The sequence below is a fragment of the Pantoea sp. Sc1 genome, from assembly GCF_000255315.1.
In the GTDB taxonomy this organism is placed as follows: domain Bacteria; phylum Pseudomonadota; class Gammaproteobacteria; order Enterobacterales; family Enterobacteriaceae; genus Pantoea; species Pantoea anthophila.
This window is the reverse complement of the sequence record NZ_AJFP01000001.1, coordinates 3,599,175-3,615,510: the sequence shown is the minus strand read 5'-3', so window position 1 is coordinate 3,615,510 and position 16,336 is coordinate 3,599,175. Positions and strand designations below refer to the sequence as shown.

At 60.5% G+C, this 16,336-nt stretch carries 12 protein-coding genes; 7 read left to right on the top strand and 5 right to left on the bottom strand.

Annotated elements, in window-relative coordinates; genetic code table 11:
* The first annotated feature begins 80 nt into the window (after positions 1–80).
* The 3 genes from fepD to S7A_RS16745 are packed head-to-tail and all read left to right on the top strand — an operon-like array spanning position 81 to position 2,835.
* Positions 81–1,067, top strand: a complete 987-nt coding sequence (fepD, locus tag S7A_RS16755) for a Fe(3+)-siderophore ABC transporter permease (protein WP_083837637.1) — start codon at positions 81–83, stop codon at positions 1,065–1,067.
* Entirely contained in the window at positions 1,067–2,047 is a 981-nt protein-coding gene (fepG, locus tag S7A_RS16750) for an iron-enterobactin ABC transporter permease (protein ID WP_009092437.1), read from the top strand. Before fepD ends, fepG begins: the two co-directional genes overlap by 1 nt.
* A complete protein-coding gene (locus tag S7A_RS16745) occupies positions 2,044–2,835 on the top strand; it encodes an ATP-binding cassette domain-containing protein (protein WP_033736428.1) in 792 nt (263 codons plus the stop codon). Before fepG ends, S7A_RS16745 begins: the two co-directional genes overlap by 4 nt.
* Before the next feature lie 28 nt (positions 2,836–2,863).
* Here S7A_RS16745 and S7A_RS16740 read toward each other — a convergent pair whose 3' ends face one another.
* From S7A_RS16740 to fes, 3 genes are all read right to left on the bottom strand, one after another.
* Entirely contained in the window at positions 2,864–6,784 is a 3,921-nt protein-coding gene (locus S7A_RS16740; RefSeq protein ID WP_009092433.1) for an enterobactin synthase subunit F, read from the bottom strand.
* Positions 6,777–6,998: an MbtH family protein gene (locus S7A_RS16735; protein ID WP_009092432.1), complete on the bottom strand. Its 222-nt coding sequence runs from the start codon at positions 6,996–6,998 to the stop codon at positions 6,777–6,779. The genes S7A_RS16740 and S7A_RS16735 overlap by 8 nt, the downstream gene beginning before the upstream one ends.
* An 85-nt stretch (positions 6,999–7,083) precedes the next feature.
* Entirely contained in the window at positions 7,084–8,310 is a 1,227-nt protein-coding gene (gene fes, locus S7A_RS16730) for an enterochelin esterase (RefSeq protein WP_009092431.1), read from the bottom strand.
* A 239-nt stretch (positions 8,311–8,549) separates the two neighbouring features.
* Here fes and S7A_RS16725 point away from each other — a divergent pair, with 239 nt between their 5' ends.
* Positions 8,550–10,814 (top strand): TonB-dependent siderophore receptor, encoded by a 2,265-nt coding sequence (locus S7A_RS16725; RefSeq protein ID WP_009092425.1) that lies wholly within the window; start codon positions 8,550–8,552, stop codon positions 10,812–10,814.
* 137 nt (positions 10,815–10,951) lie between these two features.
* On the opposite strand, the gene dacB is transcribed toward S7A_RS16725, so the two are convergent.
* Complete coding sequence (dacB, locus tag S7A_RS16720; RefSeq protein WP_009092423.1) at positions 10,952–12,385, bottom strand: serine-type D-Ala-D-Ala carboxypeptidase; 1,434 nt, start codon at positions 12,383–12,385, stop codon at positions 10,952–10,954.
* 250 nt (positions 12,386–12,635) lie between these two features.
* Between dacB and greA the strand changes: the two genes are divergently transcribed.
* A complete protein-coding gene (greA, locus tag S7A_RS16715; RefSeq protein ID WP_009092422.1) occupies positions 12,636–13,112 on the top strand; it encodes a transcription elongation factor GreA in 477 nt (158 codons plus the stop codon).
* Between the two features lie 106 nt (positions 13,113–13,218).
* On the opposite strand, the gene yhbY is transcribed toward greA, so the two are convergent.
* The gene (gene yhbY, locus S7A_RS16710; RefSeq protein ID WP_009092420.1) at positions 13,219–13,512 is read right to left on the bottom strand and encodes a ribosome assembly RNA-binding protein YhbY; all 294 of its coding nucleotides are present in this window, start codon (positions 13,510–13,512) and stop codon (positions 13,219–13,221) included.
* A 127-nt stretch (positions 13,513–13,639) separates the two neighbouring features.
* Between yhbY and rlmE the strand changes: the two genes are divergently transcribed.
* Positions 13,640–14,269, top strand: a complete 630-nt coding sequence (gene rlmE / locus S7A_RS16705) for a 23S rRNA (uridine(2552)-2'-O)-methyltransferase RlmE (RefSeq protein ID WP_009092419.1) — start codon at positions 13,640–13,642, stop codon at positions 14,267–14,269.
* Positions 14,270–14,382: 113 nt separating this feature from the next.
* Positions 14,383–16,308 carry an ATP-dependent zinc metalloprotease FtsH gene (gene ftsH, locus S7A_RS16700; RefSeq protein ID WP_009092418.1) on the top strand — a complete coding sequence of 642 codons (1,926 nt, stop codon included), beginning with the start codon at positions 14,383–14,385 and terminating at the stop codon, positions 16,306–16,308.
* Positions 16,309–16,336 lie beyond the last annotated feature (28 nt).

Here is a 16,336-nt window from a genome sequence, read left to right as displayed (position 1 = left end):
ACCTGCAGAAATGATGAGGCTTATCGGTCGCTTAATCGCATGGGTTTCTCTGTGACTCTTCTGATGAAGGCTTAAACGTTATGCGTCAATGTCGCGCAATAGCAGGTTCAGGGATGCTGCTGTTGCTACTTTTCGCGCTCAGTCTGATGCTGGGCGCCAAATCCATTCCCCTCCATGAGGTCACTCAGGCCCTGTTCACCGACTGCACCCGCGTCGATTGTGTCATCGTGCGTGACGCCCGGCTGCCGCGCACCCTGGCGGGTGTGCTGGCCGGATGCAGCCTGGGGCTGGCGGGGGCGCTGATGCAGAGCCTGACGCGAAATCCTCTGGCCGATCCCGGCATTCTGGGGGTTAACGCCGGTGCGGGTTTTGCGGTCGTACTGGGAATCGCCCTGGCCGGCGCAGACTCCCCGGCTGACTGGCTGGGCTTCGCCTTTGCCGGTGCACTGCTGGCCTCTCTGCTGGTGGCGCTGACCGGCGCCGTGGGCGGCGGTCGGGTCAGTCCGGTGCGCCTGACCCTGGCGGGGGTAGCGCTGGGTGCGGTGCTGGAGGGATTAACGTCCGGGCTGTCGCTGCTCAACCCTGATATCTACGATCACCTGCGTTTCTGGCATAGCGGCTCGCTGGATATCCGCAGTTTCGCCATTCTGCGCGCTACCTTGCCGGCCGTCGCTGTCGGCAGCGTGCTGGCACTGCTGCTGGCACGTTCACTGAACAGCCTGAGCATGGGCGGTGATATGGCGACCGCACTGGGCACCCGCGTGGTGCGAACGCAGCTGACGGGCCTGCTGGCGATTGCGCTGCTGAGCGGCGCGGCGACGGCCGCTGTCGGCCCCATCGCCTTTGTCGGCTTAATGACGCCACACCTGGCACGCTGGCTGCTGGGCAGCGACCATCGCTGGCTGCTGCCGGGAACCCTTGTGATGACCCCCTGCCTGCTGCTGGCCGCCGACATTCTGGGACGGCTGCTGGTGCCGGGCGAGCTGCGCGTGTCGATTGTGACCGCCATTCTCGGTGCGCCGATGCTGATTGTGCTGGTTCGCCGCCGGCCGGGAAGAGGGCTGTGATGAAACGCATCATAATCAATGCGCTTTTACTGCTGGTGGCCTGCGGCATCCTGGCGTTTATGGGGCTGACACGCGGCACCCCCTCCCTCTCTGTGCAGCAGTTGTGGACGCTCTTCAGCGGGGAGGCGGCGCGCAATGTTCAGCTGATTGTGCTGGAGTGGCGTCTGCCGCGCGTCACGATGGCGCTGCTGCTGGGGGCCGCGCTGGGCGTCAGTGGCGCGATTTTTCAGTCACTGCTGCGTAACCCGCTGGGCAGCCCGGATATTCTCGGTTTCAACACCGGAGCATACAGCGGGGTGCTGGTCGCGCTGGTGCTGTTTCAGCAAAACATGGCGGGCCTGACGCTGGCGGCACTGGCAGGCGGGCTGCTTACGGCGGCGGTGGTCTGGCTGTTCAGCTGGCGCAACGGCGTGGAGACCTTTCGTCTGATTATCGTCGGCATCAGCGTGCGGGCGCTGCTGATGGCGCTCAACAGCTGGCTGATTATCAGCGCCTCCCTGGAGGCGGCACTGAGCGCCGGGCTCTGGAGCGCCGGTTCACTTAACGGCATCACCTGGGCGAAGACGCTTCCCGTGACGGTTGTGCTACTGCTGGCGCTGCTGGCAACGGGAATGCTGGCCCGGCGCATGCGTCTGCTGGAGATGGGTGATGACACCGCCTGCGCCTTAGGGGTTCCGGTGGAACGCAGCCGCGTCATGCTGATGCTGACAGGCGTGATCCTGACCGCGGCCTCAACCGCGCTGGCCGGGCCTCTCTCTTTTATTGCGCTGCTGGCGCCGCAGATTGCACGGCGTCTTTGCGGGGGAGTCAAAGGCGCACTGCCGCTGGCTGCGCTGTGCGGTGCGCTGCTGTTAATCGCCGCAGACTACGCCGCACAGCACCTTTTCCTGCCTTATCAGCTGCCGGTCGGTGTCATTACCGTCAGCCTGGGCGGACTCTATCTGATTGCTCTGCTGATACGGGAGGCGCGACGCCAGTGAGAGAGAAAATACGTTTGCAGGGTAAGGCGCTGACGCTGGGTTACGACAAAAAGATCGTGGCGGAGCATCTCTCGGTCGCGATCCCCGACGGTGAACTGACCGTCATTATCGGGCCTAACGCCTGCGGGAAATCGACGCTGCTGCGCACCCTGAGCCGGCTGGTGACGCCGCTGCAGGGCGAGGTGCTGCTGGATGGTCAGACGATCGCCCGGTATGCCACCAAAGAGGTGGCGCGGCGGCTGGGGCTGCTGCCGCAAAGTTCCAGTGCGCCCGCGGGCATCAGCGTCAGTGAACTGGTGGCACGCGGACGTTATCCGCACCAGACGCTGTTCGGACGCTGGCGACAGGAAGATGAGGCGGCGGTGCAACAGGCGATGCAGGCCACCGGGGTGGCCGATCTGGCCGCCCAGCCGGTAGATACGCTCTCTGGCGGTCAGCGGCAGCGGGTCTGGATCGCGATGGTGCTGGCGCAGGAAACTCCGTTACTGCTGCTCGACGAACCCACCACCTGGCTGGATATTACACATCAGATTGAGCTGCTGGAGCTGATGCAGGATCTCAATCAGCAGCATGGCCGCACGCTGGTGGTGGTGCTGCACGATCTTAATCAGGCGTGCCGTTACGCCAGCCACCTGATTGCGATGCGTGACGGAAAAATCATCGCTGAAGGGAAACCGGCGGAGATTGTGACGCCAGCGCTGATTGAAGCGATCTACGGCCTGCGCTGCGTCATCATCCGCGATCCGGTAGCCGGCACCCCGATGATTGTGCCGTGCGGAAGAGGCTGACCGGCACCCTCTCCGCCGGAGAAGGCGGCTACGGATTCAGCGACGCCAGCATCTGCTGCAGGCGGGGACCAATCTGTTCAAACAGGCGGGGTGAGACGATCTCTACGTGGGCACAGTCCAGCGGGCAGATCGTCAGCCCGCCGAGGTAAGGTGCCCAGGCGCGACGTGCATCCTGACCGGGCTGCTGCGTCTGTTGCGCCAGAAACAGCGTCGCCTGTCCGCTGAAACGGGCACTGCGCGCCGTGGCCAGCAGCCGCACGGAACGGGCGTAATTGCGCTCAATGGTGGTGAACAGCGCCTCCATACCTTCACCCGCCTGCTGACGCTGCGTCGCGATAAACTGCTCGCGCTCGCGGTTAACCTCCTCCAGCACCGCCGGATCCAGCACGTTCTCGCCGCGCCGTGCATCCCAGTTTTGCGTTTCCGGCGGCCAGGTGTCGAGCAGCCCGAGGAAGGCAACGGTTTCGCCTTCCGCTTCCAGCCGCGCGGCAATCCCCTGTGCCAGCGTGCCGCCCAGCGAGTAGCCCAGGAAATAGTAAGGCCCCTGAGGCTGCTGCTGTCGCACCGTCGCCAGATGAGCATCACACACCGCATCAAGATGCTGCGCCTGGCTGAGCGGGCTGGTGAGGTCGGGTGACTGAATGCCCAGCAGGGACCAGCGCGGGTCCAGATAACGCGTTAATGCGCTGAACTGCCAGGCAAAACCGGAGGCGGGATGGAAACAGAACAGCGTCGGGCCTGTGCTGCGCCGCAGCGGCAATACCGTCTCAAACCCGGCGCGGGTCGCCCCGGCAGAGGGGCCGCTGAGCAGAGCCGCCAGCTGTTCCACCGTAGGGGCCACCATAATCTGCCCCACCGACACCGGCTGATCCAGCGTCCGGCGCAGCTGCGCCGCCAGACGCATCGCCAGCAGCGAATGCCCTCCCAGCAAGAAAAAGTCATCCTGTGCGCTGACCGACTCGCGCTCCAGCAGCGAAGCAAACGCCTGAGCCAGCGTGCTTTCCAGTCCGGGGCAGGGCGCGCGCCCGGCTATCCTGGCCTGGGTCTGTGGCAGCGGCAGGGCTTTTCGATCGAGCTTGCCGTTGCTGCTGAGCGGCAGGCTCGCCAGCTGAACAATCGCCACCGGCACCATGTGTGCGGGCAGCCGGGTGGCCAGCCGCTGGCGCAGGGCGTCCGCGTCAATCGTCTCATCGGCGACGACATAACCGACCAGCTGTCGGGCATCACCCTGCTGATCGCCGCCGCCGCCCAGCACGGCCGCGTGCGTCACCGCCTGCTCAATGCCCGGCAGGGCGGCCATCGCCAGATCGATCTCATTCAGCTCAATGCGCTGTCCGCGAATTTTAAGCTGATCGTCACTGCGGCCCAGATACTCCACTGCGCCATCCGGCAGCCAGCGTGCCACGTCGCCGGTGCGGTACATCCGGGTGCCGTCACCCCAGGGATCGGCCACAAAGCGGCTGGCCGTGAGGTCGGGACGATCCAGATAGCCGTGCGCCAGCTGGACGCCGGTCAGCCAGAGATCGCCGGCAATGCCCGGCGGCACCGGCTGCAGACGGGCATCCAGGATCCGCAGGCCGGTGTTCCAGACCGGGAAGCCAATCGGTACGCTGGCGCCTTCAACGGCGGCCAGCTCTGCGCCGGAGGCCGGATAGTAGCTGACATCCACCGCCGCTTCGGTCGGGCCATAGAGGTTATGCAGCGGCACCCCGGTCAGCGTCTGCCACTGACGCGACAGCGCGGCGGGCAGTGCTTCACCGCTGCAGAAGACCCGACGCAGGGTGGCGCAGCAGGCTGCCGCCGCCTCGTCCTGCAGCGCAGCGACAAAGGCGGCCAGCATCGACGGAACAAAGTGGGTGGTGGTCACGCGGTAGCGGGCAAACAGCTGCCTCAGCGCCTCCGGGTCGCGGTGCGCATCGGTCGGCGCCATCACCAGCTGCGCACCGGCGATCAGGGGCCAGAAGAACTCCCAGACGGAGACATCAAAGCTGCCCGGCGTCTTCTGTAACACCACATCCTCCTGACCCAGCGGATAGCGATCCTGCATCCATAACAGGCGGTTGACGATCGCGGCGTGACTGACCAGCACGCCCTTTGGCCGCCCGGTTGAGCCGGAGGTGTAGATGAGGTACGCGCCATCCTGCGGGGAGGGCACCTGCGACGGCATCGCCTCAGCGGGGGTTAACAGCGTGTCGTAAAACAGCGGTGTGACCGGCGAGAGCGCCGCCAGCCGGTCAGCCAGTTCACGGCGAGTGATCAGCGCTTTCGGCGTGGCGTCTGCCAGCATCATTTTTAATCGGTCGTCGGGATACCCGGTGTCGAGCGGCAGCCAGGTGGCCCCCACGCTGACGATCGCCTGCAGCGCCAGCGATAAAAACACGGAGCGCGGCAGCGCCACGGCGACAATATCCCCGCGCGCCACACCCCGGGCGATCAGCTGCTGCCCCAGCGCGGCGACCTGCTGCTGCATCTGCTGATAGCTGAGCTGATGCGACGCATCGGCCAGCGCCGGTGCCTGCGGCGTTCGTTCAGCCTGCAGCAGCAGCAGGCTGCTCAGCGTGGCCGGGGGAAGCGTCACGGCGGTCTGATTGATCGCCGCCAGCTGCCGGTGCTCGTCCGGCATCAGCATATCCAGCTCGCCACAGGCACGCGCGGGCTGGCTGGCAAGCTGGGAGAGCAGCCGATCAAAACGGCGGGCATGCTGCTGCACCAGGGCGTCACTGTAGCGCTGCGCGTTTGCCAGCAGCGCCAGCGTCAGATCGCCCTGATCGTTCAGATAGATAGCCATCTCCAGATCGCGAACCGGGCCGGACGCCAGCTGATGGGTGATGCCCGCTGTACCGGCGAAATCGAGCTGGTAGTCGAACATCTTCAGGTTAATCACCGGCCCATAAAGCGGATCGCTGTCGCCGTGACGACCCAGATCGCGCTGCACCTGCTCTGCGTCATAGCGCTGATGACGACGCATTTTTCTGACTTCACCCGCCAGCCGGGCCGCCAGAGCTGCCAGCGGCTGGGCCGGGTCGTAATGCACTGCAAGGGGCAGCACGTTGATCACCGGACCGGTGGCGCAGAGCGCCGCCGAGCCGATGCGGCGCATAAAGATGAAACCGGCGGCAAAATCGTTCTGACCGGTCAGACGCGCCAGCCACAGCGCCACCAGCGCCACGGCCGTATCTGCCGCGCTGAGGTTCTGCTGGCCGGTGTGCTCAAGCAGCTTCTGAAAGGCGCTTCGATCCACCGTGATGCTGTGACGCCGCAGATCCGTGCTGGCGCTCTGACCGGCCAGCGGCAGCGGGGAGAGGGAGGCGGGGGCAGGTAACGCTGCGCCTTTCTCCAGCCAGAAGTGGCGGTCGCGCTGCCAGGCTGCCGATTGCTGATAGCGCTGATACTCCTCAACCACCTCGCTGAACGGCACAAACGGCGTCGGCGGCGGCGTGTCGCCGCGCTGCCAGGCGCTGTAGAGTTCGGCGATACGGCGGGTCAGGGCGGTAAAGCTGAAACCATCCACGACCAGATGATGGTAGCGCTGATACCAGTACCACTGCTCCTCACCCAGTCGCAGCAGGCTGTGATGGCAGAGCGGCGCACCGCTCAGCACCCGCAGATCGCCCGACAAATCCTCCTGCATCCGCGCCCGCGCGGCGGCGTGCGGATCGACGGCGCCGCGCAGATCGATCACCTCGGGTAAGCGGAAATGCTGCGCGACAGGCCACTGCAGCGGCTCGCCGTCCCGCTCGCCAAAGGCCATGTTCAGGGTGTCCGCCTCCTGCATGCCCGCCACGATAGCGCGGGAGAGCAGCGCACTGTCCAGTGCGCCCCGCAGTTCCACAAAATGCGCTACGGCGTAGGCATTGCTATAGGGCGAGAGCTGGTCAGCGATCCAGATACCGGGCTGGGCAGCTACCAGCGGCAGCGTTTTCTGTGGTATCAGGGAGAATTCAGACATGATCGCTCCGGCTGGCTTCTGCGGTGACGGGGCGGATATCGTGCCAGTGTTCATTCAGCCAGGTCAGGCAGTGTGCCTGTGGCGCGGGGCCCCATACCGGCTGCCACCCGGCCGGGATCGCACAAAAGGTGGGCCATAAGCTGTATTGCTGCCGATCGTTCTTCAGTACCAGACACGCCTGCTGCGGGTCGTCAAAAGGGTGTGGTTGTTGCATATCAGTCTCCTGACCACCATCGCGGAGCGCGCTGACGCCCCGATTCTGCCCGTGGCACCCTGTAGTGGCGGGCAGGCGGCGGATGTTAAGCGAATGAGGATGATGGCCACAGGGTTTTCAGGCCGGTCAGCAGCCCGCCGCGCCAGCAGAGTGCATCGTGACCGCCTTCCACCGGGTGATAGCTGACCTGATGTCCGGCATCGGTCAGATCGCGCTGAAACTGCTGATTTGCGGCCAGAATCAGCCGCTCGCGCCGACCCGCTTCCAGATAAAAGCGCCGTGGCGGTGCCTGCAGCAGACCCTGCTGTAACTGCTGCGGCAGCCAGCCGCTGGGATCGTCGCGCCCGGGCCACCAGAAAGAGCCGGAAAGGCTGACGGCACCGGCAAAGGTGTCGGGCCAGGTCAGCGTGGCGTAAGCGGCAGCGAGGCCGCCAAAACTCTGGCCGATCACCAGCGTGCGGTCGCTGTCGATACGACAGGGCGCCTGGTGCGCAACCTGCGGCAGCAGCTCATGCTGAACGGCCAGCCAGAAGTCAGGGTTGCAGGTCAGCTCGCGCGTACGGTGTTCACGATCGATGATGTCGATCATGACATAGACCGCCGGGGGCAGTTCGCCTGCCGCGGTGAGCTGCTGAAGCGGACCGGCAACCGGCATGCTGTGCGCCCAGAACTGTCCATCCAGCAGCAGTGCCAGCGGACGCGCGCCAGCATCGGCCTCGCCGGTTACACAGATCCAGATCTGACGCTGGTTTCCCAGCCGTTTGCTGCGCCACAGAAAGTGTTGCAGCGGTACTGCGGCTGCGCGGCCTTCATCGACCGCCCGCCAGACCTGCTGATCGGGCGCATGAGGCAGGTGCAGCGGCGAGTGTGACATGCCGCGTCCGCCCGCCCAGCCTCGCAGCGGATTGAGCGGATCGTTTTGCGCCTGCGGAAATTTCTGCCCCCACCATTGCCGTAACGCCTGCACATTGCTCTGGCCGGTAAACGGCTCGGCCTGCGCATCCGGGATGAGAAAGTAGCTGCCACGCCAGTCAGCGGGCAGGGTGGTTTGCCACCACCAGACATCGGTGTGGGGCAACGGAGAGAGTGAAACAGGGGCGGCGGCATGATGATGATCGGTCACGCCGGTAATGTTGATCCAGACGCGGCGGGTGTCCGATCTCTGTGTGTCGCCCTGCGGATCGCGCCAGAAAAAGGTGACCTGACAGGTGCCCGCGTCACCCGGTTCAATCAGCGGAATCCCCCGCTGCTGCTGCTGTTGCCACCAGCGTTCACTGCCGGTTTCTTCGTTTAACCAGGTCATACGCGCCATCGTTCGAACAGACGAAATCTGTGACATAAATGATATAAATAATAGTATTGATAATTATTTGCATTTGCAATAGGGTGTTTCCGCTCGTCAGGGCGTGTGTGCATTTTCTCTGCCGCACCGGCTTTCAGCGGGGTGTCTCGCGGTGCTGAAATCAGCCGGGCAGGAAGGGGATTAGGGACATTACCTTTTTACCGGCGCACTGGCAGTGGCATCCCTGCTGGTCGTCCAGGAACTGAAAAATGAAAAAGTTATCGCGGCTTTCACTGGCCATTATGATTGAACTGGGTTTCACCGCCTCTCTCATCTCTGCCGGTGCCGTGGCGGCCAGCAGCAGCGATCCGGCGCTTAACAACACCGCGTCAGACAGCCTTAACGACAGCACCATGATGGTGACCGCCGCCGAGCAGACGCTGCAGGCGCCGGGTGTCTCGACCATTACCGCCGACGAAATCAAAAAGCACCCGCCGGCGCGCGATGTCGCCGAAATCATCCGCACCATGCCGGGCGTCAATCTGACCGGTAACTCCACCAGCGGTCAGCGCGGCAACAATCGTCAGATCGACATCCGCGGCATGGGCCCGGAAAATACCCTGATCCTGATTGATGGTCTGCCGGTGACCAGCCGTAATGCCGTCCGGCTGGGCTGGCGTGGCGAGCGTGACACGCGCGGCGACAGCAACTGGGTGCCGCCAGAGATCATCGATCACATCGAGGTGATCCGCGGCCCGGCAGCGGCCCGTTACGGTAACGGGGCGGCGGGCGGCGTGGTCAACATCATTACCCGAAAAGAGATGGATCATCAGTGGCACGGCTCGTGGAGCGCCTACTACAACGTGCCGGAGCATAAGGATGAGGGGGCCTCCCGACGCACTAACTTCAGCCTTGAGGGGCCGCTGGGGGATGATGTCAGCTTCCGCCTCTATGGCGGGCTGGCAAAAACGCAGGCAGATGCGTATGACATCAATGAAGGGCACGCCGCCGCCCGTACCGGAAGCTACGCCGGATCGTATCCGGCGGGCCGGGAAGGCGCAGTCAACAAAGACATTCATGGTCTGCTGCGCTGGGCTTTTGCGCCGATGCAGGCGCTGGAAGTGGGAGCCGGTTTCAGCCGTCAGGGCAACCTCTACGCCGGGGATACGCAGAACACCAACACCAGTGATCTGGTGAAAAGTAAATATGGTGATGAGACTAACCGGCTCTATCGGCAGAATGTCTCTGTCAGGTGGACCGGTGCCTGGGACAATGGCGTCAGTACCAATACGTATGCACAGTATGAGAATACCCGCAACTCCCGGCTGAACGAGGGGCTGGCGGGCGGGACGGAGGGCATCTTCTCCGACAGCCATTTCAACACCATCCAGCTGGATGATCTGCTGCTGCACAGTGAGATCAGCGTGCCGTTTGAGTGGCTGGTGAATCAGACGGCGACCTTTGGCACCGAGTGGAATCAGCAGCGGATGAAAGATCCGTCGTCAACCACGCAGGCTGCCAGCTACGGTTCCATTCCGGGGATCGCCACAACCGGCCGCTCTCCCTATTCTCAGGCGGAGATTTTCTCGCTGTTTGCCGAAGACAACATTGAGCTGACCGACAGCACCATGCTGACGCCGGGAGTGCGTTTTGATCATCACTCGATCGTGGGCGATAACTGGAGTCCGTCGCTCAACCTGTCTCAGGGGCTGGGCGATGAGCTGACCCTGAAAATGGGTATCGCCCGTGCTTATAAAGCGCCGAGCCTCTATCAGACCAACCCCAACTATCTGCTCTACAGCAACGGCCAGGGCTGCGCCGCCAGTACCGGAGCCTGCTACCTGATGGGGAATGATGATCTGAAAGCAGAAAACAGCATCAACAAGGAGATTGGGCTGGAGTGGAAGCGTGACGGCTATCAGGCCGGACTGACCTGGTTCCGTAACGACTACCGCAACAAGATCGACGCGGGCAGGGTGCCGACCGGCACCGCCTCTAACGGCAAAACGGACATCTACAAATGGGAAAACGTGCCGAAAGCCCTGGTCGAAGGCGTGGAAGGCACGATCAACGTTCCCTTCTCCGACAGCGTGACGTGGAACAACAACTTCACTTACATGCTGCAGAGTAAGAACAAAGAGACCGGGGACCGCCTGTCAGTGATTCCGGAATATACGCTAAACTCTACGCTCAGCTGGCAGGCGATGGCGGATCTCTCCCTGCAGACCACCCTGACCTGGTATGGCAAGCAGGTGCCGAAGAAGTATGACTATAAAGGTAACGCCGTCACCGGCAGTGCAACCGATCAGGTCAGCCCCTATTCGGTGCTCGGCATGAGTGGCACCTATGACATTAACGCCTCTGTCAGCGTTACCGCAGGCGTCGATAACCTGTTCGACAAGCGTCACTTCCGTCAGGGCAATGCACAGACTACGGGTAATACGCGAACCGGCGCTTACCTCTACGGGGCAGGGGCCAACACCTTCAATGAGTCGGGCCGCACCTGGTACATGAGTGTGAACACCCGCTTCTGATTGATGCAGTGATAACCGGGTCGGGAGAAGGCTGGCCGCCGTGACTGAACGGGGGAGAGGCTGTCGCAACGCCGTCCGGAGAAGACGATTAAAACGCAGTAGGTCGATGACCCGCTGCGTTTTTTGTTACGCGCGGATCAGTTGTTCTGATTGATATCGCGGTAGAGCCGGCTCTCAAAACGCACCAGCGGAATACGGCGGGTACGCTGATCCTCTGGCGGAACCGCATAGCCGGAGAGGAACTGCACAAAGGCAACCCGCGCACCGCTGGAGGTGGTGATAAAGCCCGCCAGGTTATAGACTCCCTGCAGAGAACCGGTTTTCGCCGAGACTTTGCCATCCAGCCCCGCTTCATGCAGCCCGCCGCGATACTGCAGCGTGCCGTCATAACCCGCCAGCGGCAGCATTGAAATGTAATCCAGCGTATTGTCATTCTTCGCAATGAATTGCAAAACCTGCATCATGGTCTGCGGCGAGATCAGGTCATGGCGTGACAGACCGGAACCATCCACCTGAATGCTGTTGCCCATATCGATGTTGGCTTTGGCTTTCAGGATGCGGCGCACGGCGTCCTGACCGGCGCGGAACGTGCCAGGCACATTGAAGTAGTGGTGGCCGATGGTGCGGAACACCGTATCAGCAATCATGTTGTCTGACTTCTTCAGCATGGTGTGCAGCAGGGTATGCAGCGGCGCAGACTGGGTGGAGGCGAGCACGGTGCCCGGCTCGGTGACCTGTGTCTGACGAACCAGATGACCACTGTAGTCGATCTCTGACGCGCGCAGTTCCGCCTTGAGGATCTCGCCCGCCCAGGCCGCGCCATCCTGCACGGCAAAGGCCAGCGGCAGCGGCTCTGCACGCTGACGCATACAGCCGGTCAGGGTATAACGGTTCAGTTCACCCGGTACCACATCCAGTTCGCAATATTGCCCTTCGCCGCTGTTGCGGCCCAGGGTGCGAACCTGACTGTACATGTGTGCCGGATAGTAGGAGGCGATGCGGACAAACGCGTTTTCGCCCGGCGAACTGGCGCTGTAAAGCGACACCGAGAAGCAGTTCTTATCCACAATGGCGGCCCCTGGCGGGGCGCTGAAGCACTGGGTCATATCGTTCCACGGCCAGCCCGGAGCCATGTCGTGACTGGCAAACACGGAGGTATCAATCACCAGGTTGCCTTTGATATGGTTAATGCCCTGCTTCTTTATCGCCGCCACCATATTGCGCAGATCCTGGCGGCTTAAGGTGGGATCGCCGGCGAAACGGGCGACTAAATCGCCGTTCAGCGTGCCATCCACGATAGAGCCACGCGTCTCAAAGGTGGTCTGAAAACGGTAATCGCCGCCCAGTTCCAGCAACGCCGCGAGCGCCGTCACCACTTTCATGGTACTGGCGGGCAGGGCCATCTGTTTGCCGTGGTAATCGATGATCGGGGTTGATGCGCCCACTTTCTGCACCATCAGCGCCAGATTGGCGCCGTCTGGCAGGTACTGCATGTATTCATCAACTGGCGCTGCGTGTGCCTGCAGCATAAATGCGCAGCTTAATCCGGTAACAAGTCGTGAAAATCGCATAATCTCGCGGTAACTGGCAGGTGAGGGCGTCAATACTACGTCGCTGGGCGGTGCAAAGTAAACGATGACCCGCAGGGAACTCTGGGGTAAAATACGTATCAAATTGCAAAACTCTTTTCTGGCCTGGAAGCATCTCCGGGTCAGGATTCTTTTATTTGCAAAAAACGGGCTAATGCGCCGCAGAACGCTTTTTTCTGCAGTCACCAGTCAGGATGACACCGTTAAACAGGAAAGATGGCGAGGAGCTTAAATGAATCAGATTCCGATGACGTTGAGAGGCGCTGAAAGATTGCGCGAAGAGCTGAACGAGCTGAAAACCGTGAAGCGCCCGCGCATTATCGCCTCTATCGCTGAAGCACGCGAACATGGCGATTTAAAAGAGAATGCGGAATATCACGCTGCGCGTGAAGAGCAGGGGTTCTGCGAAGGCCGCATCCAGGAGATTGAAGCCAAACTCTCTAATGCGCAGGTTATCGACGTAACGCAGATGCCTAAAACCGGACGCGTAATCTTTGGCGCAACGGTAACCGTACTGAATATCGAAACCGACGAAGAGGCGACTTATCGCATCGTCGGCGATGACGAAGCGGACTTTAAGCAAAATCTGATTTCTGTCAATTCGCCAATGGCGCGTGGCCTGGTGGGTAAAGAGGCGGATGATGTCGCCATCATTAAAACCCCAGGCGGCGACGTTGAGTATGAGATCCTGAAGGTGGAATACCTTTAAAGTGTTGCTACGCTTTGAAAAGCGCTAAAGCACAATGTAAAGAAAGGAAAAAGGCCGCAATGCGGCCTTTTATCTGAGGTGGGAGCATGGCACTTTCTTTGCCCACTTAGCGTGGCAGAGAAATTTTGCTCTCCTTAGAGGGGCGATACAGCACCAGCGTTTTGCCGATCACCTGTACGTTGCTGGCACCGGTCTCACGCACGATTGCGTCAACGATCAGCTGTTTCGTTTCACGATCTTCCGAGGCGATTTTCACCTTGATCAGTTCGTGATGCGACAGAGCCTGCTCGATTTCGGCCAGCACGCCTTCAGTCAGGCCATTGCCACCCAGCATAACGACCGGCTTGAGCGGATGGGCGAGGCCCTTGAGGTGCTGTTTTTGTTTGGTACTTAGATTCATCGTAGTTTTTTACTTACTCAGGGATTGAAAACGGTTCATTCTACCGCCATCTCGGGTATATCACCAAATCGGCGCAACCCACCGCGTGCAGGTTTATCGCTACGATGACGATTTAACTGGAAATATTATGACGGGTAAAAAGCGTTCGGCCAGCTCGAGCCGCTGGCTTCAGGAACACTTTAGCGATAAATATGTACTTCAGGCGCAGAAAAAAGGGTTGCGTTCGCGTGCCTGGTTTAAACTTGATGAAATACAACAGGGTGACAAGCTTTTCAAACCCGGTATGACCGTGGTAGATCTGGGTGCTGCACCCGGTGGCTGGTCGCAGTATGTTGTACAGCAAATCGGGAACAAAGGGCGCATCATTGCCTGTGATATCCTGCCAATGGATCCGATAGTCGGTGTCGATTTCCTTCAGGGCGATTTTCGTGAAGAATCGGTGATCAATGCGCTGCTTGAGCGCGTTGGCGAAGAGAAAGTTCAGGTTGTCATGTCCGATATGGCGCCGAATATGAGTGGTACACCTGCCGTAGATATTCCCCGGTCGATGTATTTGGTCGAGCTGGCGCTGGAGATGTGTCGGGATATCCTGGCACCCGGCGGAAGTTTTGTAGTGAAAGTGTTTCAGGGAGATGGCTTCGATGAATACCTGCGGGAAATTCGCTCCCTGTTTACGAAAGTGAAAATTCGTAAGCCGGACGCTTCACGGTCACGTTCACGTGAAGTGTACATTGTGGCGACTGGGCGCAAACTATAACCAAATTGCTGGAGTTGTCCGCAGCTGAGCTGCGATTCCATGTATGCAGGATCTATAGTACCCTACGCTATCTGTTAACACCGTTGTAATATGAGGTTAATCCCTTGAGTGACATGGCGAAAAACCTGATTCTCTGGTTAGTCATCGCGGTCGTGCTGATGTCAGTATTCCAGAGCTTTGGGCCCAGCGAGTCGAATGGCCGTCGGGTTGATTATTCAACCTTCCTGTCGGAAGTGAACCAGGATCAGGTCCGCGAGGCACGTATTAACGGGCGTGAAATTAACGTTATTAAAAAAGACAGCAATAAATACACCACCTACATTCCTGTCAACGATCCTAAGTTGCTCGATAACCTCTTGACCAAAAACGTCAAAGTGGTTGGCGAACCGCCGGAAGAGCCGAGCCTGCTGGCTTCCATCTTCATTTCGTGGTTCCCGATGCTGCTGCTGATCGGTGTGTGGATCTTCTTTATGCGTCAGATGCAGGGCGGCGGCGGGAAGGGCGCGATGTCCTTCGGCAAAAGCAAAGCCCGCATGCTGACGGAAGACCAGATTAAAACCACTTTTGCTGACGTAGCCGGTTGTGATGAAGCGAAAGAAGAAGTGGGTGAGCTGGTTGAGTACCTGCGTGAGCCGAGCCGTTTCCAGAAGCTGGGCGGTAAAATTCCTAAAGGTGTGCTGATGGTGGGGCCACCGGGAACCGGTAAAACCCTGCTGGCAAAAGCGATTGCCGGTGAAGCGAAGGTGCCATTCTTTACTATCTCCGGTTCTGACTTTGTGGAAATGTTTGTCGGTGTCGGTGCATCCCGTGTGCGCGACATGTTCGAACAGGCCAAGAAAGCCGCGCCCTGCATCATCTTTATCGATGAGATCGACGCCGTCGGTCGTCAGCGTGGTGCCGGTTTAGGCGGGGGTCATGATGAACGTGAACAGACGCTGAACCAGATGCTGGTGGAGATGGATGGTTTCGAAGGTAACGAAGGTATTATCGTTATCGCCGCGACGAACCGTCCTGACGTACTGGACCCGGCGCTGCTGCGTCCAGGTCGTTTTGACCGCCAGGTTGTGGTGGGTCTGCCTGATGTCCGTGGTCGTGAGCAGATTCTGAAAGTGCATATGCGTCGTGTGCCGCTGGCAACCGACATCGATGCCGCCATCATTGCACGTGGTACGCCTGGCTTCTCCGGTGCTGACCTTGCCAACCTGGTCAACGAAGCCGCACTGTTTGCAGCCCGTTCCAACAAGCGTGTGGTGTCGATGGTTGAGTTCGAAAAAGCCAAAGACAAGATCATGATGGGTGCGGAACGTCGCTCTATGGTCATGACCGAATCGCAGAAAGAGTCGACGGCGTATCACGAAGCGGGCCACGCGATCATCGGTCGCCTGGTACCAGAGCACGATCCGGTGCACAAAGTGACGATTATCCCACGCGGCCGTGCGCTGGGTGTGACCTTCTTCCTGCCTGAAGGCGACGCGATCAGCGCCAGCCGTCAGAAACTGGAAAGCCAGATCTCGACCCTCTACGGCGGTCGTCTGGCAGAAGAGATCATCTACGGTGCAGAACATGTTTCTACCGGTGCGTCGAACGACATTAAAGTCGCGACCAACCTGGCACGCAACATGGTCACGCAGTGGGGCTTCTCGGACAAACTGGGTCCGCTGCTCTATGCAGAAGAAGAGGGTGAAGTGTTCCTTGGCCGTTCTGTTGCCAAAGCGAAACACATGTCTGATGAAACGGCCCGTATCATCGACCAGGAAGTGAAGCACCTGATCGACAGCAACTACCAGCGTGCCCGTCGCATCCTGGGTGAGAACATGGACATCCTTCACGCAATGAAAGACGCGCTGATGAAGTATGAAACCATCGACGCACCGCAGATCGACGACCTGATGGCGCGCCGCGAAGTGCGTCCGCCAGCGGGCTGGGAAGATCCCGGCAGCAACTCAGACAGCAACGGTACGCCGAAGGCGCCGCGTCCGGTCGATGAACCGCGTACGCCAAACCCAGGCAACACCATGTCAGAGCAGTACAATAAATAAGACGTTATCTCGTCAGACAAAACCCCGG